General features: G+C 69.6%; 14 protein-coding genes. 7 read left to right on the top strand and 7 right to left on the bottom strand.

Translation table 11 applies throughout. The features are described 5' to 3' along the window. Positions 1–117: 117 nt before the first annotated feature. The 5 genes from def to D7X99_RS42210 all read left to right on the top strand — a co-directional run bounded on the left by def (position 118) and on the right by D7X99_RS42210 (position 4,446). Complete coding sequence (def, locus tag D7X99_RS02895) at positions 118–744, top strand: peptide deformylase (RefSeq protein WP_121776374.1); 627 nt, start codon at positions 118–120, stop codon at positions 742–744. Further along, positions 741–1,808, top strand: a complete 1,068-nt coding sequence (locus tag D7X99_RS02890; protein ID WP_121776373.1) for an NADH:flavin oxidoreductase/NADH oxidase — start codon at positions 741–743, stop codon at positions 1,806–1,808. Before def ends, D7X99_RS02890 begins: the two co-directional genes overlap by 4 nt. 19 nt (positions 1,809–1,827) lie before the next feature. Beyond that, complete coding sequence (locus tag D7X99_RS02885) at positions 1,828–2,676, top strand: MBL fold metallo-hydrolase (RefSeq protein ID WP_121776372.1); 849 nt, start codon at positions 1,828–1,830, stop codon at positions 2,674–2,676. Positions 2,677–2,706: 30 nt separating this feature from the next. After that, complete coding sequence (locus D7X99_RS02880; protein ID WP_121776371.1) at positions 2,707–3,867, top strand: FAD-dependent monooxygenase; 1,161 nt, start codon at positions 2,707–2,709, stop codon at positions 3,865–3,867. 69 nt (positions 3,868–3,936) lie between these two features. Further along, the gene (locus D7X99_RS42210) at positions 3,937–4,446 is read left to right on the top strand and encodes a hypothetical protein (protein WP_147476011.1); all 510 of its coding nucleotides are present in this window, start codon (positions 3,937–3,939) and stop codon (positions 4,444–4,446) included. Here the strand turns inward: D7X99_RS42210 and D7X99_RS02870 are convergent, their stop codons facing one another. The 4 genes from D7X99_RS02870 to D7X99_RS02855 form a co-directional block, all read right to left on the bottom strand. Continuing rightward, a complete protein-coding gene (locus tag D7X99_RS02870; RefSeq protein ID WP_121776369.1) occupies positions 4,447–5,211 on the bottom strand; it encodes an alpha/beta fold hydrolase in 765 nt (254 codons plus the stop codon). Positions 5,212–5,225: 14 nt separating this feature from the next. After that, the gene (locus tag D7X99_RS02865; RefSeq protein ID WP_121776368.1) at positions 5,226–6,785 is read right to left on the bottom strand and encodes a mucoidy inhibitor MuiA family protein; all 1,560 of its coding nucleotides are present in this window, start codon (positions 6,783–6,785) and stop codon (positions 5,226–5,228) included. Further along, positions 6,785–9,010, bottom strand: coding sequence for a DUF4139 domain-containing protein (locus tag D7X99_RS02860; protein ID WP_121776367.1), 2,226 nt, complete (start codon positions 9,008–9,010; stop codon positions 6,785–6,787). Before D7X99_RS02860 ends, D7X99_RS02865 begins: the two co-directional genes overlap by 1 nt. Positions 9,011–9,138: 128 nt before the next feature. After that, positions 9,139–10,062: a hypothetical protein gene (locus D7X99_RS02855; RefSeq protein ID WP_233601405.1), complete on the bottom strand. Its 924-nt coding sequence runs from the start codon at positions 10,060–10,062 to the stop codon at positions 9,139–9,141. 117 nt (positions 10,063–10,179) lie between these two features. Here D7X99_RS02855 and D7X99_RS02850 point away from each other — a divergent pair, with 117 nt between their 5' ends. After that, positions 10,180–11,172 carry an alpha/beta fold hydrolase gene (locus D7X99_RS02850; protein ID WP_121776366.1) on the top strand — a complete coding sequence of 331 codons (993 nt, stop codon included), beginning with the start codon at positions 10,180–10,182 and terminating at the stop codon, positions 11,170–11,172. 27 nt (positions 11,173–11,199) lie between these two features. Here the strand turns inward: D7X99_RS02850 and D7X99_RS02845 are convergent, their stop codons facing one another. From D7X99_RS02845 to D7X99_RS02835, 3 genes are read right to left on the bottom strand one after another with little or no spacing between them, the layout of a single operon-like run. Further along, positions 11,200–14,514, bottom strand: coding sequence for a helicase-related protein (locus tag D7X99_RS02845; protein WP_158626908.1), 3,315 nt, complete (start codon positions 14,512–14,514; stop codon positions 11,200–11,202). Then, complete coding sequence (locus D7X99_RS02840) at positions 14,511–16,391, bottom strand: phospholipase D family protein (RefSeq protein ID WP_121776364.1); 1,881 nt, start codon at positions 16,389–16,391, stop codon at positions 14,511–14,513. The genes D7X99_RS02845 and D7X99_RS02840 overlap by 4 nt, the downstream gene beginning before the upstream one ends. Beyond that, positions 16,378–17,601, bottom strand: a complete 1,224-nt coding sequence (locus D7X99_RS02835; protein ID WP_147476010.1) for a DUF6361 family protein — start codon at positions 17,599–17,601, stop codon at positions 16,378–16,380. The genes D7X99_RS02840 and D7X99_RS02835 overlap by 14 nt, the downstream gene beginning before the upstream one ends. 421 nt (positions 17,602–18,022) lie before the next feature. Here D7X99_RS02835 and D7X99_RS02830 point away from each other — a divergent pair, with 421 nt between their 5' ends. Then, entirely contained in the window at positions 18,023–19,231 is a 1,209-nt protein-coding gene (locus D7X99_RS02830) for a hypothetical protein (protein ID WP_121776362.1), read from the top strand. Positions 19,232–19,247: the final 16 nt, after the last annotated feature.

Raw genomic sequence — 19,247 nt, 5'->3', positions numbered from 1 at the left:
AGTGGTACCCCTCCACGCCAGGGGCCGCCCTCTTCGTGAGGAGCCGGGCGGCCGGGCCCATGCCGGCCCCACGGCGTTGCGGCGCGGCGGGAGAGCGGTTGTTACGGTGGGGCCACCATGGTGCTCAAGATCGTCCAGGCGGGGGAACCGGTGCTGCGCCAGCGCGCGCGGGAGCTGACCCCGGAAGAAATCGGCAGCGAAGCGACGCGGCAGCTCATCCAACTGATGCGCGACACGATGCGGGACGCGCCCGGCGTGGGGCTCGCGGCACCCCAGGTGGGCGTGGGCCTGCGGCTGGTGGTCATCGAGGACCGCGCCGAGTACCAGGCTGGCGCGGCGCCCGCGGACCTGGCGCTGCGGGAGCGCTCGCCGGTGGCCTTCCACGTGCTGATCAACCCGAAGCTCGTGGTGGAGGACGCTACGCCAGTGGAGTTCCACGAGGGCTGCCTGAGCGTGAACGGCTTCGCGGCGCTGGTGGCCCGGGCGCGTGGCGTGCGGGTGGAGGCGCTGGATGAGAACGGGCAGCCGGTGTCGGTGTCCGCGCGCGGCTGGTACGCGCGCATCATCCAACACGAGCTGGATCACCTGGACGGCACGCTCTACGTGGACCGCATGGAGACGCGCAGCCTCACGACGCAGGAGAACCAGCGCCGGCACTGGCTGGGCAAGAGCACGGCCCAGGTGCGCACGGCGCTGGGATTGCCAGAGCAGACCCCTTCGCTTCCCCGAAAGGATCCGACATGAGCAGCAAGCTGTTCTCCCCCTTGAAGCTGCGGGACATCACCCTGCGCAACCGCGTGGTCGTCTCGCCCATGTGCCAGTACTCGAGCGACGACGGCTTCGCGAACGAGTGGCACGTGGTGCACCTGGGCAGCCGCGCGGTGGGGGGCGCGGGGCTGGTGGTGACGGAGGCCACGGCGGTGGAGCCGGAGGGCCGCATCTCGCCGCAGGACCTGGGGCTGTGGAAGGACGCGCACGTGGAGCAATTGGCGCGCATCAACCGGTTCATGCACCAGAACGGCGCCGCGTCCGGCGTGCAGCTGGCGCACGCGGGCCGCAAGGCCTCCACGCCCCGTCCGTGGGACGCGGGCAAGCGCGTGGACCCGGAGCATGGCGGCTGGCAGGTGCTGGGGCCCACGACCGAGGCGTTCGATGAGGGCTATCCGGCGCCCACCGCGCTGGACGAGGCGGGCATCCAGCGCATCGTGCAGGCGTTCGCGGACGCGGCGGTGCGGGCGAAGGCCGCGGGGTTCCAGGTCATCGAGCTGCACGCGGCGCACGGCTACCTGCTGCACGAGTTCCTGTCGCCGCTGTCGAACAAGCGGACGGACAAGTACGGCGGCACGTTCGAGAACCGGACGCGCTTCGCGCTGGAGGTGACGCGCGCCGTGCGGGCGAAGTGGCCGGAGTCGCTGCCGCTCTTCATGCGCATCTCCTCCACGGACTGGGTGGAGGGCGGCTGGACGCCGGAGGACTCCGTGGCGCTGGCGCGGCTGGTTGCGAAGGAGGGCGTGGACCTGATGGATTGCTCGTCCGGCGGCGTGGTGCCGTACGCGAAGATTCCGGTGGGGCCGGGCTACCAGACGCAGCTTTCGGAGCAGGTGCGCAAGGAGACAGGCTTGCTCACGGGCGCGGTGGGGATGATCCGCTCCGCGTTCCAGGCCGAGCACATCCTGGCTACGGGCCAGGCGGACGTCGTCTTCCTGGCGCGCGAGCTGTTGAGGGATCCGTACTGGCCGCTGCGCGCCGCGAAGGAGCTGCGCGCGGACGTGCTGTGGCCGCACCAGTACGAGCGCGCGAAGAACTGATCGGCGTAGGCTTCCGCGCATGCTGACCGAGGTGCAGGCGGGACCCTATACCGTGCGCGGCGTGTCCGTGGGCGGCGTGTACACGTCGCTCCTGGTGCCGGAGCTGGGGGTGCTGCTCGACGCGGGCATCCCCATCCGCTCCTTCGCCACCACGGACCGCATCTTCCTCAGCCACGGGCATGCGGACCATGCGAGCGCGTTGGGCTCGCTGCTGGGCATCCGCGCGCTCGTGGGCAAGGGGCCTCCGTTCGTCTATCTGCCGGCGGAGATTGAAGAGCCCGTGCAGGAGGCGCTCGCGGCCCTGGGGCGCCTGCACCGGATGAAGTCGGAGGTCCGCACCGTTCCCCTGCGACCCGGCGACACCGTGAAGGTGCAGCAGGACGTGTGGGTTCGCGCCTTTCGCACGCACCATCCCGTGCCGTCGCTGGGCTACCAGTTCCTGCGCCGTGTCGCGAAGCTCAAGCCGGAGTTCCGCGAGCTGCCTCCGGCGGAGATTGGCCGCCGTCGCCAGGCCGGTGAGCCGCTGTTCGATGAAGTCGAACGCCTGGAGCTGGCCTACTGCACGGATACCCTCTCCAACGTGCTGGAGCGCCAGCCGTCCCTGTTCGACAGCCGCGTGCTCATCCTCGAATGCACGTTCATCGACGCGGAGCGCACCGTGCGCGACGCGCAAGAGCGGGCCCACATCCACCTGGAGGAGATCGCCTCCATGGCGGACCGCTTCCAGAACGAGGCCCTGGTCCTGATGCACTTCAGTCAGGCTTACAGCCCCGCGCAGGTCCACGCGACGCTCCAGGCCCGTCTGCCGGCGTCGCTGCTCGAACGCGTGCGAGTCTTTGCTCCTGACGCCGGCCGCTGGTTCGGTTGACCCGTGGCGCCGGCATGACCGGAGGCCGCCATGACGTCCGCATCCACCCGCCACGTCCTCATCGCCGGAGCAGGCATTGGAGGCCTCACGCTAGCCTGTGCCCTCCAGCGCGCGGGCCTTCGCGCCACGGTGTTCGAACGCGCAGACGCGCTGCGCCCGGTGGGCGCGGGCATCATCGTGCAGATGAACGCCGCGGTCGCGCTGCGCCGCATCGGCTTGTGTGACGCGGTGGTCGCGGAGGGCGAACGCGCCGAGCGGACCCTCATCCTCGATTCGACGGGCGCTCGTATCACCGCCATCGACGTGCGCTCGCTCCAGGAGGAGTTGGACATCCCCATGGTTGCCGTCCATCGCGCGCGCCTCCAGGCGGTCCTTCGCGCCCACGCGGGCCCGGAGGAGGCCGTGCGGCTGGGTGTCAGCGCGACGGGCTTCGAGGATGACGGCGCCCGCGTCACGGTGACGCTTTCCACGGGCGAGACCGTCACCGGCGACGTCCTGGTGGGCGCGGATGGCCTGCGCTCCGCCGTGCGGACCGGCCTGCTGGGCGCGCAGCCCACGCGCTACTCCGGCTACACCAGCTGGCGCGGTGTCTGCCCGGGGGCGGACCTCGTGGAGGCGGGCCAGTTCACCGAGACGTGGGGACCCGGGGCCCGCTTCGGCATCGTGCCCATCGGCCATGGCGAGGTGTACTGGTACACCACGCTGAACGCGCCCGCGGGGGCGGAGGATGCGCCGGGTCAGACGCTCGCCGTCCTCCAGGAGCGCTTCGCCGGATGGCACGCGCCCATCGCGAAGCTGCTCGCGGCGACGCCACCCGAGCGCGTCCTGCGCACGGACATCCACGACCGTCCGCCGGTCTCTCGCTGGAGCCGGGGCAGGGTGACGCTGTTGGGTGACGCCGCGCATCCCATGACACCGAACCTGGGGCAGGGCGGCTGTCAGGCCATCGAGGATGGCGTGGTGCTGGGGGAATGTCTCGCGGCGCCGGGCAGCGTGGAGGACGCACTGCGTGCATACGAATCCCGCCGGGTGGAACGTGCCAACGCGCTGGTCGTGCGCTCACATCAGGTGGGACGTGTGGCCCAGTGGGAGAATCGAGCCGCGCGCTTTGTCCGTGATGCACTATTCCGGCGAGTCCCGCAGTCGGCCGCGAGACGCCAGCTATGGACGCTGGTCCAAGGCGTGAGCTGAGACGTATCGGGCTCTATAGAGTTTGTCTTTGCCAGGAGAGCGAGCAGCCTGCCCTGGCGGGGGGAACTCATGCAGACGAAGCCCACGCGGCTTGCCGCCCTTGTTCTTGTGTCAGCGGCTCCCTGTCAACGCGCTGAAACACCGGCAGCCACCGCGCCGCCAGTCGCTCCCAATGTCGTCACCGGTACGCCGGATGCCGGAACCGGAGACGTCAACGCCCGCATCCAGAGCGTCCTCGGAGAACCCGCGAAGTACGAACAGGCCTTCGCGGCGTTCCAGAAAGCGGTGGCCGCGCACGACGCGAAGGCGGTCGCGGCCCTGGTGGCGTATCCCTTCACCGCGAACGTGGGCGGCAGGAAGGTGAAGCTGCCCGACGCCGCGGCGTTCGTGAGGCACTACGACGTCATCGTCACGCCGGCCATCGCCAACGTCATCACCCGGCAGCGCTACGTGGACCTCTTCGTCAACGCCGACGGCGTGATGTTCGGCCAGGGCGAAGCGTGGCTCAACGGCATCTGCAAGGACGCCGGGTGCAAGGACTTCGACGTCCGGGTGATCGCCATCCAATCCGCGAATTGATCAGGGCCGTGTGAAGGAGGCGAGGAACGGCAGGACGTGGGGCAGCACCTTGGGCGCCTTCGCCCAGGCGCCGCCGTGGTCGGCATGCTCGATGGTCGCGAACGCCGCGCCGGCCCGCTCCGCTACGGCCCTCATGGAGTCGTGGTACGGGTCCGTCACGCCGCAGTACAGCAGCCCTGGCTTGCCGGATTGCACCAGTGCCTCATCCAGGCCCGCCGAGGTCTCACAGGCCTTCATGCACAGCCGGAGCGCGTCCAGGTCTCCCACGTCGATGGCCGCCGCCAGCTCCGGCGCGCGCCGTGCTCCCAGCAGGAGCACCTGGAACCAGTCCACGCGGGTACCGGGCTTGAGCTGCTTCTCCATGGCCGCGTAGGCCACGGGCAATCCCACCACCGGGTCCCATCCGCCCACCACGTACGAGGCCAGCCGCTCCGGCGCGAAGGACGCCAGGCCACACACCGTCCATCCGCCCATCGAGTAGCCCCACGCGTGGGCCCGGTCGATGGAGAGCGTGTCGAGCACCGACAGCGCGTCCTCCACGCGATGCTTCAGCGCGTAGGCCTCCAGGTCGTGCGGCGTGTCGCTCTGGCCATGCCCCAGCGAGTCGAACGTCACCACCGTGTACGCATCCGTCAGCGCGGGCAGGTACCCCTTGAGCGACCAGTGCGAGCCCAACTGGAGCAGGCCGTGCAGGAGCAGCAGGGGAGGGCCGTGGCCCTGGACCTCGTAGTGGATGCGGCGGCCGGACTTCGTCGCGAAGGGCATGGCGTGGCGATTCCCTACAGGCCCGCGACCTTCGCGGCGCGGGCCACCGTGAAGCCGAAGTCCACCGTCTGCCGGGAGCGCGCTGGCACGTTCAGCTCGAAGCGCACGATGCCCTCGGCGCTCACCTTCGTGGGCGCGGGCTTCGAGGCGTCCTTGAGCAGCGCCACCTCCACGGCCTCCACCTCCGACACCGGCATGCGCTCCTCCACCGCGAGCGCCGTGGGCTTGGCGCCCATGTTGGAGATGAACAGCTTCACTTTCTCCGTGCGCGTGCGCCGGCCGGTGATGCGAGCGACCTCCTCGCCCACGTCCACCTGCCGCGACACGCGCAGCGAGTCCTCGCTGCCGAAGCCCAGCTTCACGCGCTCGCCCCGGCCCGCGAACTTCAGCTGCGCGCGGCCCACGTAGCCGCTGTTGCGCACCAGGTCCACCGGCCCCGCGAGCAACACCGCCGGCCCCGTGTTGTCGAACTTCGCCACGCGGTGCACCAGCGGTGACTGCTCCGGGCAGGCCACCAGCTCCGACGTGGCCGGCGACGTGAACGCGAACAGCGCCACGCGGTGCGCCTCGCCGTCCGACGGCACCGTGGCCTTGTGCGGCGCGGACAGCGTCACCGCTTCGCCGCCGTCGTCCATGCCGGGCAGCGCGTCCGCCGCCTTCGTCGCTCCCGCTTCGCCCGTCTCCTGGAGGGACTCCTCGCGCATGGAGACGTCCACCACCTGCTTCTCGCGCGACGTCTTCTCCCGCAGGAAGAGCCAGTCCTCCGTGAGCCGGGGCGGCGTGGCGCCCAGCGTGGGCCGCGCCGTGGAGAAGGCCAGCGTCACGTCCTTCCACGCTTCGCCGGTGTTCTGCCAGACCACGGCCTCGCACTCCAACTTCACCGAGGACGCCGCCTCCGCGAGACCCAACACCGCGCGGTAGGCCGGCCGCCACGCGGCGCACGGCACCAGGTAGCTGAGCGTCAACGTCGCTTCACCGCCCGCGGCGTGACTCACGTCCAGCTCGGCGCGCACGTCCAGCCTGGGCTCCGGCATCTCCGTGCGGGACAGCACGTCGCGGGACTCCTGGATGTGCTGCCGCTCCAGGCGCCCCAGCTCACGGCGGGCCTGCCGCAGGTGATCGTCGGCAGCGGTCTGCTCCTGGCGGACCGTCGCGAGCTGTTCCTTCCATCGCGCAGGATCCGCTTCACCGGCTCCGGTGCGCTCGGAGATGGAACGGAGGATGTCCCGGCGCGCGGTCTCCAGCAGGCCGTGCTTCGCCTCCAGGCGCCGCACCTCCGCCTGGGCGCGCGCCAACACCTGCTCGCGTTCGAAGGCGCGGCGGGCCAGCTCCGAGTGGTGCTCGCGCAGCGCTTCGGGCAGCACCGCGCGCATGGAACGGCGCAGGCTGGCCTGGGTCACCATGCCGCCGGTGAGCTTCGCCTGGAGCGAGCGGTCCACCGCCACCGCCGGCAGCCCGTCCACCACGAGACGGCAGGGGCCCGGCGGCAGCGTCACCGTGCCGCTGCGCTCGACGAGCGCCCGGTCCTCCAGGACCGTCACCTTGATCAGGGGCAACAGAATGGAAGTGCGCATCACGTCCTCCGGTTCCCGCCGTTCAGCATCTTGCTGGCGGGCAGCTTCACGACCCACGTCGCCTTCATCGAACGCTTCTCTCCAGCGGGGACGCTCACGCGCCACACCCGCTCGCCCTCCACCGCCTCTTCACCCGGCAGCGGCGTGGCCTTCTGCCAGGGCGGTGCCACCTCCGCCTCCTCCACCTTGATGTCCTTCTGGGATTCGGGGATCGCGCTGATCCGCTCGGAGATGGCGATGTTCGCGGCGCGGGAGAGGTGGTTGGCCACCTCCACGGAGACGTGGTGCGTGAGCACCGTGCTGTTGCCGAACATGCCGCCCGTGGCCTCGTCGAAGCGGGTGTTGCGCGCCACCTGGAGCGCCTCCTCCACGCCCAGGCCCAGCCGCTGCGTCTCGCCCGGCCCCAGCGTGGGCATGGGCGACGTCATCAGGAACTCGTCGCCGAGCGTCACGTCCACCGGCCCCGCGAGCAGCGGATGCGGCGAGGCGTTGTCCAGGCGCACCGTGCGGAAGACGCGCGGCTCCACGGAGGGCACGCACACGTATTCGGCCTGGAGCACCAGAGGCACCGTCAGCATGGGCACGGTGTGCCACGCGCCATCGGACGGCACGTCCGCGACGGCGTCCGAGTCGAAGCGCGCATCGAAGTGGCGGGCGGAGTCGTGTGGCGGCACGGCCCAGGTGGGGGGCGCCACGCTGTTCACGGACTCGGCGATGACGAAGGCCTGGGCCTCCAGGCGCACCACCTCTACCTGCACGTTCACCGACGTGATGGACAGCATCGCCTGGGAGACGAGCGCGGAGCGGGGACGCAACCGGCCGCGCTGCGCCTGGGAGGCCGCGGAGGCCAGCGTCAGCGAGTCGTAGTCGAACAGACGGTCCGCCGGCTCCAGGCCCACCGCGCTCCGGAGTTCATCGCCGCCGCCGCCCTCGCCTTCGTCCATCGACATGTCCTCCATCGGGGCGCCATCGAAGTCGTCCTCCGCGACCGCGCGCTTCTTGTTGCGCATGCGATCCATGCCGCCACCGCCGCGGGGTGCGGGCATGCTCTGTGCCGGGACGGCGCCGGTGACGCTGCGGGACGCCGAGGGACGAACCGCTCCCAGAAAAGCCCCCGAGGACTTCGGTGCCGGCGCCATGGGCGCCGGCGGAGGAGGCGCGGACATGCTGGGCGCCGCTCCGGGCGCGCCTCCGTACGAGGCCGACTCCTCCTTGTAGCTCTTCTCCTGCTCGTAGGCGCCTTCAGGCATGACCGGCATGGGCCGCGGCTGAGGCTTGGGAAGGACCGGCTCCGGGCGGGCGACGTGCAGGGTGTCGTAACCCGCGAACAGCTCCTCCAGGCCCGGCGCGGGTTCACGCCACCCCGAGCGCGCGGGGGCCGGCTGGCTGCGGCCGATGCGCAGCGACTTCAGCTCGGGCACCTCCGCGCGCCGCTCCAGGCTCGCGGTGGAGACCGCCAGACGCACGCCGCTCCAGTCCTCGCCGGTCCGCTGGACGACGGCGGCGCGCATTCGCAGCGTGCCTTCCTCCAGCGTGCGCGGCAGGCGCAGGTCATAGGTGGGCACCCAGCGCGCGCCGGCCACCGCGTACTCCAGCACCAGCCGCGCGTCCGCGTTCGCGGCGATGGGGCCGGACAGCGTCAGCAGCGCCGCGCGGAACAGCCGGGTCCGGTCCACGCTCTTCGCGGAGGACAGCTCCTGGACGCGGCGACGGCGCAGCTCCAGCTCGTTCGTGGCGTCGCGGTGCTGGCGCGCCAGGTCCAGCTCCTGGGCCTGCAGCTCCGCCAGCTCCGAGTCCACGAAGCCGGTGAGGGACAGCATCGAGGACAGCGGTGCCTCGCGCGGGAGGTGGCCCTTGCGCGGGGCCGGCCAGGTGGGCGTCAGGCCGCGCAGCGCCGAGATCTCCGCGCGAACCCGCTCCAGCCGGCCATGCACGGCCGCCAGGATGGCCTCCGCCGCTTCGAGCGCGTGCTGCTCCGCGGGCAGCGCCGACTCTGGCGGCATCCGCACATCGAACGTGGGCTTGAGGTCGCGGACGAGGAGGTCCGAAGGCCCCTCCACCACCCGGGCGCGCAGCGAACCCGTGCGCAGGGACAACGGCAGGCCGTCGATGCGGACCTGGCCGGGCAGGTGACCGTCCTCGGGCGAGAGCACGAACGCGCGCGTGCACAGCGCGCCCTCGGCGTGAACGGTGACGGATTCCAGGATGGACGACACGACTCTCATGGGCCCCCTCTTCCGTGGAGAGGCCCGCAGGCTACCCCGAGGCCGCCGCGAATGGCGACCGGGGAGAAGAGGGGGCAAGGCTTTCCACGGCGCGGATCACGCACCGCGCCGTGGGGCACCGGGCGACATCAGAACGCGCGGTTCACGGCGTACGCGCAGATCATGTGCTCGGCCTTGTACGTGTTCGCGCCGGGGAGGCCGTCAATGGGGCCGGTGTAGCCGAAGGACCGGCCCACCGTCTGCACGCGGGTCCAGTAGATGGAGCCGGGGATGCCATCGTCCTCGGAGGAGGTGCGAGGGCCGCCGCGCCGGTTCAGTTCTCGCGCGGTGATGCGCACGCGGATCTTCTCCGTGTTCGGCCCGGTCACGCCGTCGATGGGGCCCGTGTAGCCGTAGTCGCGCTTGCCCACCGTCTGGATGCGCTTGTAATAGATTTCACCCGGGATGCCGTCGAACTCGGTGGTGGTCTGCGGCAGGCTGCTCGAACCGCCGCCCGGAGACTGGCCGCCGCCGGCGATCTTCCCGCCCGCGTAGTCCATGGACCAGCCCAGGTAGCGCGCGCCCGTCTTCGACGAGTAGCCGGAGACGCTGTTGACGCCAATCGCATCCCCCCACGACTGGGAGAGGTTGTACGTGGCCATGAACACCGTGCCGCCGCCGCCGTTCAGGTCCGCGCCCACGTGGCCCGCGGAACCGATGTCCCACCAGTGGAAGGCCCCCGTCAGCGCCTTGGACGCGTCCGTGGAGACGATGCGCGAAGCGCGGTAGGCCTCGATGGCCGTGGGGCGTACGGCGGAGTCCGGAAGCTGCCCGAAGCGGACCATCAGCGAACCGCACCACTGGTTCCACGAACCACCGTCGCGCTTGGGATTGGCGGCGGCGTACGCGCGCGCCCGATCGTAGATGGGCGAGTTCGCTTCGCCCTCCACCGTGCCAATGGCAGACACGTCCATCCCAGGAGCTTCCAGTTCCGGGCCACCGCACGCGGCCAGCATCAGGCCCGCGGACACCAGCAGGGCAGGGGACCACGTCATCCAGTTCGAGCGAATCATCTGTCTCCAGGGGGGATTCAGCGAGGGTTGGAAAATTACGCTGAAGTCGAGCTGGGCCTGATTTGCAGGCTTGAGCCCGTTCCGTTGTCGCGGTGGGGCATGCAAAGGTTTCCGCCCATGCGAACGTCCTGGCTTCGTCTGTCGTGGGTGTTGTTGCTCTCCGCCTGTGCGACCACGCCGTCACCGCCGCCTGGCGGCACGGCGGACCCACTGCACCAGGTGAGCCGGGTGCGGGTGGCCCCGGAGGTCGAGCTGGAGGTGCTCGACTACGGCGGCAAGGGGCCGGCGCTGGTGTTCCTGCCGGGCATGGGCAGCACGGCCCATGTCTTCGACGTGCTGGCGCCGGAGTTCATCGCTACGCACCACGTCTATGCCTTCACCCGGCGCGGCTTCGGCGCGTCGAGCTGGCCGGCCACGGGTTACGACAGCGCGACCTTGGGGCACGACGTGCTGGCCGCGATGGAGGGCCTGGGGCTCGCGAAGGCGACGCTGGTGGGGCATTCGCTCGCGGGGGATGAGCTGAACTGGATGGGGCTGAATCATCCAGAGCGAGTGGAGGCGCTCATCTTCCTGGACGCCATCGACAACAAGGGGGAGATCGCCGAGTTCCTGAAGCCTGGCCCGTTGCCGCCGCTGCCGTTCACCGTGCTCGACGGGCAGCCGTCACGTGAAGCGGTGACGGCGCTGCTGGCGCGCGACCTGGGCGGACCGTTCCCTCCGCATGAGATTGATCAGGCGTATGAGTTCGACGCTGGCACGGGCGCGTACCTGCGCTACCACCGCTTGCCGGAGGCCACGGAGCAGTGCATCCGGGGCGCGGCCTTGCCGGACTACGCGAAGCTGCGAGGCCCGGTGCTGGCCATCTCCGACGACCAGGCCTTCGCGGGGTGGGTGGCGTTTCTGTCCCAGGCGGAGAACGTCCCCGCCGAACTGCGCGAGCGGGCCCGCGCGTTCCTTCCGGAGCTGAGCCAGCACGAGGCCGCCCAGGACGCCCTGCTGAAGAGCCTGCCGAACTGGAAGCTCGTGACGCTCCAGGGCGCGGGGCACTACCTCTGGCTTCCGCGACAGGCGGAGGTCGTCTCCGAGATGCGCGCGTTCCTCGCGCGGTGAAGCGATCCGATCAGCGGCACCGATGCCTCAGGTCGAGGCCGCCGAGGATGCGACTTCCGCCGCGAAGGGCGACAGGTCGATGCGTGTCGCGGCGAGCGCATGTTCCAGGACCTGGGGATCCACGGTCTCGACCAGATAGTTGATGAGGTCGTCTTGCCGTGGCTGACCAAAGGCCATTCGGTAGATGGCGAGTGACCTGGACAAGCGCTCCGCCCGCTCGAACTCGCGGCTCAGCGGGAGCGCCAGGACATGCCGCTCAATCCGCGCGCCATCGTCCACGGGGTATACCCAGTACGGAACGATGTCGGTCGCTCCCTCCGGACGTGCCTGGCGTGCCTTCTCGAACATCACTTCCCAGACGTCCGTCGCCGCGGCGTTGAGGGCCTCCAGCCCGTGGACCCGCGCCACGTTCTTTCGAATAGCATGTCCCTTGTACCGGTGGACCCGGCCCTCTCGCTGCTCCAGGTCCACCGGGTTGCCAGGCAGATTCCAATGCACCACCGCATGGCAGTACGCGTGGAAGTCCAGGCCCTCTTGTCCCACTGAGGTGGTTGCCACCACGAAGGGCCAGAATGGAGAGTTGAACGCCTTTCGCACGGAGTCCGCGCGGGTGGCCACCTGCCCATCGTCGGACTTCTCGTCTCCGAACCTCAAGGCGAAGTGGCAGCGCATGCGGTGGTCCTTCTGTTGGACCGTCCGTCCGCCCTCGCTCGGCTCCACGTCGTAGGTGGTCAGGCTCGCGGTGCGCAGGGACAACGCCTCCGCGATGTTCTCCGCGATCTCATGCACCCGCTCCGCGGCGCTCCCGGTGTGCAGTCCAAGATGGTCTCGGAGCACGTGCGCATACTCGTCCAGCACGGCCTGCAGGCAGCCGTCCACTGCGTAGCGGAGCACGGCCCTCCAGTAGGGCAGGTCCTTGGGCTCGGCGACCTCGCGGTGCAGCATCTCCGCGAACTCCGGCTGGTTGAACAGGGCCCGGAACGCCCAGGCCGCCATTGCCGCGGCATCCCGGATGCGCATGCCCTCCGTGTCGGTCAGCGCATCGGTGCGAAGCTCGAGGACACGAAGCATCGACCTGAGGAGCGTGACGCCTGGTGCCGCGATCGCCATCTCCGCGAGGACGTCCACGAGGTCGTCAGGCCGGCGCCCCAAGGGCTCCCCCTCGCCACGCAACATCTCCCTCGCGACCTCCACGTGGGCGTGCCACGAATGCTCCGCCTGCTCCGGGTCGTTCGTCCCCATCCACAGCTCTGGCAGGTCCGCACGGTCGAACCACTGCGCGGTGGTGACCGGCTCGATGGCTCGATCCAGGAGGAGAGGCGCAGCCCAGTACCACCGCTCGTCCACGCGTCCTTCCTTCGGACCGGATGGCAGCCGCCTCAAGGCGACCTCGAGCTGCATGCGGGCCGCCGCGAGCACCTCGTCGAGCTCGACGAGCCCCTCTTCCGGCGCACCGTCACGATACGACTCCGCCGCGAAGCGCACCGGGTCGCAGGCGCGAGCGAGGAAGACGCTGGGATAGAGCAGGGCCAGGATGGGCATGCCCGTCGGGCGCCCATCCGTCACCTGGAAGCGCAGGGCCGCACCCCTGCGGCGCCGTCGCTCGGAGGAGTAGCCGTCGCGCTCCTCGCGCCCGTACATCCGCCGCTCGGCCTCGTAGCTCAACAGGGCCGCGATGGCCCTGGGCGCGAACTTCCAGGAGGAGAAGACGAGTCGCTTGCCGACATCACTCGTGCCCGGCTCGGCCCAGGGACCGCGAAGCCGGTAGTAGGCGAGCGAGGGCTGAAGCCAGAGCAGGCGGTGCGCCCCGCGCCCGAGGGTCTGAGCCACGAGCTCTCGCATCCGAGCATTGCCCAGGTCGATCTCCGCGTAGCGCTCGATCGCGGCCCAGGGGAGCCGGAGGTTGCCAGGGGCCGTCAGCGCCCGGGCCAGATCGAGTCGCGCCTGACCGTCCTCGCTCCGCTCGAGGAGCGTGCGCTTGAGCTTGTATCCCTCGTCCATATAGCTCAACGCGTACGGGGCACTCTTCCAGTACTCGAGCGTGTCGTGGTGAGCGCACAGCCGGGCGACCTTCTGGAGTGCGAGGTATCCCAGCGCGTCGTCGCGCGTCAGCTTCGCGGTGGATGGGGTCACCGCCTTGAGCATTCCGTTGCGGTCGGGCGTGGAGGCCAGCCGTTCGGTCCGCACCATCACCTGCCGCAGCCGATCTTCCAGCTTCCCGCGGACGGCCTCGAGTTCGCTTCGCCGCTCCGCGTCTCCCAGCGCCATGAGGCCCTGCCTGTATTGCTGGAAGAGCTTGTCGATGTCGCCAGCTCCCTCCAGCTTCCGTTCGAGGAAGCGGAGCGTCCGGGCGAAGTCCTGATAATGGTCCTCACCGCCTGCCTCGCTGGCGGTCGTGTACATCTTGTACGGAGTCGCGGAGAGCAGCAGGGTCCGCACGCCCTCGAAGTCGAATAGCGCGCGCGCCAGCTCGCTGGCTTCATCCTGCCCATCGAGCAGATGGCTGAAGCGTTGGAACTCGTCGAGGACGACGAGGTCGGGCTCCAGCGTCGCCACACAGCTGGATGCGAGCGCCGAGCGCAGCTCTCCCACCAGCCGGGAGCGCAACCGGGACGTAGCGACGTCCGGCTGGCTCCTGGAGGTGGAGTACGCCTGGCGGAGCTCGTCGAAGCGCGTACGCAGGTCCGGTTCACCTCGTTGCCGGGCCTCTGCCGCGCGCTTGTCGAGTTCCTTCGCGAAATAGCGGGTGCTGTCTCCCGTCGGGTCGAAGTCCGCGAGCCGGGTGCTTCGGACGCGCTCACGGAAGCGCTCGCTGTCCACGCCTCCCTGGAGCACGTTCATCGCGGTCGCGCTGGTGCCCAGCCCCCACAACTCACTCAGCATGGCGTGGAGCAGGAGGCGTTCCTCCACATGCCCCAGTCCTCCACCCAGGTCGAACGACGTCGCTGGCGTGAAGGAGATGAAGTTGACGCGGGACGGTGAGTCCTTGAGTCGCTGGGCCGCCTTGGGGAGCAATGTCAGGCGGGAGGCGAGCGTGACGTGTTCCCCCTCGAGCTTGAGGCGGCTGACGTTCTGGCGTGCGATGTCCGCGTTGGAGCAGATGTAGACGACATCCAGTCGGTCCACCCGGCCGCGGAGATGCTGGACGGTCCGCGCGATCACCCCCTTGGCGATCATCGTCTTTCCCAGTCCCACCTCGTCAGCGACAAGGAAGCGGCCGGAACCATCCGGGAAGAAGAGGCGCTCGAAGACGTAGTCGACCGTCTCCCGTTGGAAGTCCTTCAGGCCGCGCAGCGCGCGCTCCGCGCTGGCCAGGATCTCCGTCTCCGATGAGCGACTCACGCTGCCACCTCCCCCGTCAGGAACTTCCGCGCCGCCCAGAGGGGCTCCCATGCAGCGAGGAAGCCGTCCGGCAACAGCCGCCGCCCTTCCTCGGTCGAGAGGAGGTCCTGCACTACTTGATGGATGGCATCCAGGCGCGACGGATCCCGGTCCAACGTCCGGACCATGGCTTCGAGGAGCGGCACCTCCGCGCCAGCGCCAGCGCGGGGTCCGGCTGGGTCGGCTCCCGTCATCTCCAGTCCCGCCAGGCCCTCCAGGATGTCCAACGGGTCCGAGGCCAGCAGCATCCTCAGGAACCGGAGCACCTTGGCGGGATCATCGAGCATCGACTGGAGGATTCGCGCGGCGCGGTTCGCGGGGGCGTTCTGGAGGATCGCGGTGACGACGAAGACCGCTTCGGCCCGCTGTTCCCCCACGGTGGTGGTCAGGGAGAACGCGAAGAAGGCCGTGAGCGCTTCGAAGCTGCGTGCCGCGAAGTCCACGCCCGCGTGTCCCGCATGCGACTCCAGGGGGCGCGCGAAGGTGTCCCGGGGAAGCGAGATGGGCCAGACGATCACGGCGAGGTCCGCGGGAATCACGACCGGGGCCTCGGAGCGCAGGCGCGTCGCATACCCGTCGGGTCCCTCCGTGATTTCGGCGATCCACGTCACCCGGCCCAGCTGGTTGCGGACGACGCGCAGTCGTTCCTCCAGGGCCTTGGCGGAGGGCTCCTCCTCCGTGGGCTTTTCCGGCGGAGTCCATGATGCGAGCAGGGCGCGCAGGCCGGGTTCCCCCTGGCGACCGTCGAGCAGGGCATCAATGCCTACCTGTTTCTTCTTCCCCGTCAGCTGTACGAGGAACTCGACGTTCTGGTGGAACGCCGCGCTCGTGGCATTGGCCGATCCCGTCCAGACGTGAGCGTTCCAGCCCTCGTCCTGGACGAACAGCTTGGCGTGCAGTCCAGAGGGTGGAGGTGAGTCCTCGCCTCCTTGAGCGGGCGTCTCCCCCGCGTCGCTGAACTCCAGCATCTCCGCGCCGTCGTGCAGCACGTGCACTTCGAAAGGCGCGAGGCTTTCCGGAGGAAGCTTCGCCAGCTCATCCAAGCGGGAGACGAGAATTCCGCCCGCCGCGAGCTCCTCGAGTGCGGGCGCGGTGACGAAGGGAGAGACGATGAGCGTCCGGGGCGCCGTCTCCAGGGGGGGGCGCGTGTAGCCCGGCAGGCCCAGGGGATGGAACCGCAGGTCCTCGAAGGGCTCCGGAATCTCGAAGCGCACCCGTTCCAATTCGCTGGCGATGCGCGCGACGTCGTCCAGTACCCGCTGTGGAGGAGGGCGCACGGCGAGGGAGGGGAGGGCGCGGAAGAAGTCCGCCAGCGGGCGGTTCGCGGAGAAGGCTCGTTGCCGGTCCGCCAGGTCGCCGTCCAGGACGAGCGCCGTATCCCAGGAGGGGTCGAACGTGAGGTTCCGTGAGAGGCAGAGCACGCGGTATGCGACCTCTCCTTCACTGCCCACGAGGCGCAGCGCCCACATCTTCGGGTGGAAGACGCCGCCTTCGCTCGGGGCGTTCACCTCGACGACGGAGTCCTCCAGGTAGGCGAGGAGTCGCTGGTACCTGGGCGGCGCCGAGATGCGTGTGCTCTGGCAGAAGACCGTCGTGCGTTCGGCGTGGGCGCGGACCGCTTTCAGCAAGGCGAACGGGTTCAGATGTTCGCTGGCCTCCGCGCTGCTCGACGCGTCCGCCTTGCCCCCAATCCCATCGAACAGGGAGAAGGCCAGCGGCGCGGTGAGCATGGCCATCAGGTCGAGCGTGTAGGTGGTCGCGAGGGCGCGGTCGATGTGGAAGCCCTCCGGGGGCCTGAGCGCTTCGAGCAAGACCCTGCGCGTGTCAGGCGCGAGCATGGCGGCCTCCGAGTCCGGCGTGGATGTCCATCACGATGCGGGTGGCGCTGGGCCAGCGGTAGTCCAGGCGGCCCACACCGGAGGCTCCGTTCCAGAGTTCGAGTGCTCGCGGGTTTCCAAGCCGTGCACGGGCTCCCTTCAGCTGGCGCTCGCGGTCACGCACGAGCCTTCGCACCGACACGTCGTCGGCGGCGCGGTTCAGGCTCTGCCAGGGCGCGTACTCCTGCCACTGCTCGACGAAGCGGTGGGTGGCCCCGCTCACGCGGGCGTGCTTCTGGACCAGGGACCAGAAGTCCGCGCGGTTCCAACGGGAGATGGCACCGCCGCGCGGCTGCAGCTCGGTCACCCAGGCCTCCAGCTCCTGACGGAAGGTCTCGGTGCGCTCGTCCTTGTGGGGACCGGGAGGAAGCTCCTCCGCGAGCATGAGGTTGTAGAGCAATGCCGCTCCGTGGAGGGACTCCGCGAGCAGCTGGCCATGGTGGAGGAGGTCCTGGATGTGGGAGGGGAACTCGGCGAACTGGGGATGGGCCCAGGGATAGTCGGCGTCCACTGTCTTGCCTCTCAGCACCAGGAACGCGAGGAGCGACCGCGGAGCGGAGAAGCAGATGCGCTCGGCGATGTATCGGGCCTCGTCGGGACGCAGCTCGAAATCCGCGCCCTCGGGGAAGGTGTCCGGGGCCGGGGGAAGGTGGAGATGCCAGGGGGCCATTCGTCCGCCATCGAGCGACTCTCCATCGTCGTCGCGGCCGCCCTCGTCCGCCGTGTGAAGGCGCTCGAAGTAGCGGTGGTACTCCTGTTGCGAGCCCGGATAGAGGCGGATCTTCCAGGCGCTGAGGCCCTGCCAGTACACGTTGCTGGGCAGGCGTTTGAGGGCGGCGCCCGCGACCTTCCCGATGACGCCCACGGTGTCCACGGTCTGGAGCAGCGCGTCCCGCAGGTGGATCTCCTCCTTGCGAGCGCGGGACGTGACCTTGTCCGCTGTCACCCGCTTCTCATGCAGCTGGCGATACATCCAGGGCACGAAGAGGAAGTAGCGCGCACGCGTCTGGATGGTGCTCGTTCCAGGGAAGAGCAGGTCCGCGAAGGCGTCACGGATGGCGCCGAGCCCCAGCTCGTCCCGGGTGTCCGTCTCCTTGAAGCGGTCCACGGCTTCGAGCACACGCCGTCGATCGTGCTCCGAATGATCCAGCCACGTGAATGTCGACGGCATCAAACCCCCGGGGAGATGAGGCACAAAGGCTATCGCGATCCCTGCGCACGCCAGACGTACCCGATGGCGTCTGCGTGGGTGCTGGCAGACTCCGGTCGTCTAACGTCCGAGACCACGGATCAGCGTCTTTATGAACTGTGAGGCCCGCTGTTGAAATACCCACTTTGGGTGGATTGACACACGTTCGTGCTAATCGTCCGTCGGAGGGAGAGCCGGGGGGCTTTCCGGATGCCTTGAAAGGCCCGTGACGAGCCGCCAGAAGCTCCAGCCGTGGGACGCGGCCAGCAGGACGAGCGCGCCCACGGACCCGCAGGAACGCCCCTACCGCCAGCACCCGTTTCGAATCGCGCATCACCCGGCCATCATCCCGCCCCGGACCGCTCGCGCGCCAGCGGGCATTCCTTCAGAGAGGTCACCCGCAATGATTTGGAGAGCCCTGATCTGCCCCGCCGTCCTGGTCCTGAGCGCCTGCTCGGAATCATCCGATCCCGACCCCACTCCCAGGCGTCCGCTGAAGGCGGTCCTGTTCCCATACATCCCCGACTCCGCGGGGGACAGCTTCGCCAGCCTGGAGCAGCGGCTGGAGGCCGACTTCGAAGCGACCCATCCGGACATCGACCTGGACGTCGTCTTCGACGCCAACCTGGATGTCTATGACCTGGATGAAGGCGGGACGCTGAACCAGCTGCTCGGCACGGAGGCCAGCGCCGCCCAGGTGGTGGAGGTGGACACGCTGATCCTCGGCTCGCTCGCGGCGAAGAAGTGGATCCAGCCGGTCGCGCTGGAAGCGGGCGTCGTGCATTCGGCGGCGGAGGAGGCTGTCCGCATTGGCGGTGAGAACTACGGCGTGCCCACCTACCTTTGCACCAACGTCGTCTATTCGCGGACCACGAACATCCGGTCCGCGACGGACAGCGCCTCGCTCGTGCGAATCCTTCGCGAGGCGGCGCCCGGCAAGCGCCCGCTGGCGACGAACCTCGATGGGAGCTGGACGCTGCCTTCCTCGTACATCGATGCCTGGGCGGACACGCATCCGGGGGATGCGCTCGCGAGCGCCATCTCGCTGCCGCTCGACTCACCGACCCTGAACGCGTTCGCGGACGTCGTCGACAGCTGCTCGCTCGAAGCGGGCGTCAACCCGTGCCTGGATGGCAGCTACGCGGACAACACGGTGGCGGAAGTGGCCTTCGCCCAGGAGCAGGCCAACGGCTTCATGGGCTACACCGAGCGCCTGTTCTACATCCTCCAGTCACAGCCCTCCATGCCGCTCCCGGAGGTCATCTCGGTCCCGCTGGGCGCGGGCTCGGCGCCGGCGGTCTTCGTGGATGCGCTGGTGCTCAACGCGAACTGCACGGGGACGTGCGCGGAGGATGCCCGAGCCTTCACGTCGTTCATGCAGGACCCCGGAACGCGCAGCCTCATCGCCTTCAGTGAAGACGGCCCCCAGGGCACCCGGCCTCGCTACCTGCTCCAGGCCAACCGCGCCTTCTATCAGCAGGAGCCCGCACGCTCCGACCCCATGTACCAGCAGTATGAAACCCTCCTGAGCGGAGCGCGGCCCTATCCCAACCAGCGCTTCCCCGAGAACCGGAAGGCGCTTCAGGCGGCCCTGCTGGAAGCCCTCCAGTAACGCCGGGCAGGCGACG

It is taken from the genome of Corallococcus sp. AB032C (assembly GCF_003668935.1).
In the GTDB taxonomy this organism is placed as follows: domain Bacteria; phylum Myxococcota; class Myxococcia; order Myxococcales; family Myxococcaceae; genus Corallococcus; species Corallococcus exiguus.
The sequence above is the reverse complement of the archived record's forward strand: the minus strand, read 5'-3'. Positions and strand labels throughout refer to the sequence as shown.

What these genes read in the sequence shown, in the direction of transcription:
- D7X99_RS02885 (WP_121776372.1), top strand. Translation starts at nt 1,828, where the DNA reads ATGCTGACCGAGGTGCAGGCGGGACCCTATACCGTGCGCGGCGTGTCC.
- D7X99_RS02870 (WP_121776369.1), bottom strand. Translation starts at nt 5,211, where the DNA reads ATGCCCTTCGCGACGAAGTCCGGCCGCCGCATCCACTACGAGGTCCAG.
- D7X99_RS02830 (WP_121776362.1), top strand. Translation starts at nt 18,023, where the DNA reads ATGATTTGGAGAGCCCTGATCTGCCCCGCCGTCCTGGTCCTGAGCGCC.
- D7X99_RS02855 (WP_233601405.1), bottom strand. Translation starts at nt 10,062, where the DNA reads ATGATTCGCTCGAACTGGATGACGTGGTCCCCTGCCCTGCTGGTGTCC.
- D7X99_RS02850 (WP_121776366.1), top strand. Translation starts at nt 10,180, where the DNA reads ATGCGAACGTCCTGGCTTCGTCTGTCGTGGGTGTTGTTGCTCTCCGCC.
- D7X99_RS02880 (WP_121776371.1), top strand. Translation starts at nt 2,707, where the DNA reads ATGACGTCCGCATCCACCCGCCACGTCCTCATCGCCGGAGCAGGCATT.
- D7X99_RS02840 (WP_121776364.1), bottom strand. Translation starts at nt 16,391, where the DNA reads ATGCTCGCGCCTGACACGCGCAGGGTCTTGCTCGAAGCGCTCAGGCCC.
- D7X99_RS02890 (WP_121776373.1), top strand. Translation starts at nt 741, where the DNA reads ATGAGCAGCAAGCTGTTCTCCCCCTTGAAGCTGCGGGACATCACCCTG.
- D7X99_RS02835 (WP_147476010.1), bottom strand. Translation starts at nt 17,601, where the DNA reads ATGCCGTCGACATTCACGTGGCTGGATCATTCGGAGCACGATCGACGG.
- D7X99_RS42210 (WP_147476011.1), top strand. Translation starts at nt 3,937, where the DNA reads ATGCAGACGAAGCCCACGCGGCTTGCCGCCCTTGTTCTTGTGTCAGCG.
- D7X99_RS02860 (WP_121776367.1), bottom strand. Translation starts at nt 9,010, where the DNA reads ATGAGAGTCGTGTCGTCCATCCTGGAATCCGTCACCGTTCACGCCGAG.
- def (WP_121776374.1), top strand. Translation starts at nt 118, where the DNA reads ATGGTGCTCAAGATCGTCCAGGCGGGGGAACCGGTGCTGCGCCAGCGC.
- D7X99_RS02865 (WP_121776368.1), bottom strand. Translation starts at nt 6,785, where the DNA reads ATGCGCACTTCCATTCTGTTGCCCCTGATCAAGGTGACGGTCCTGGAG.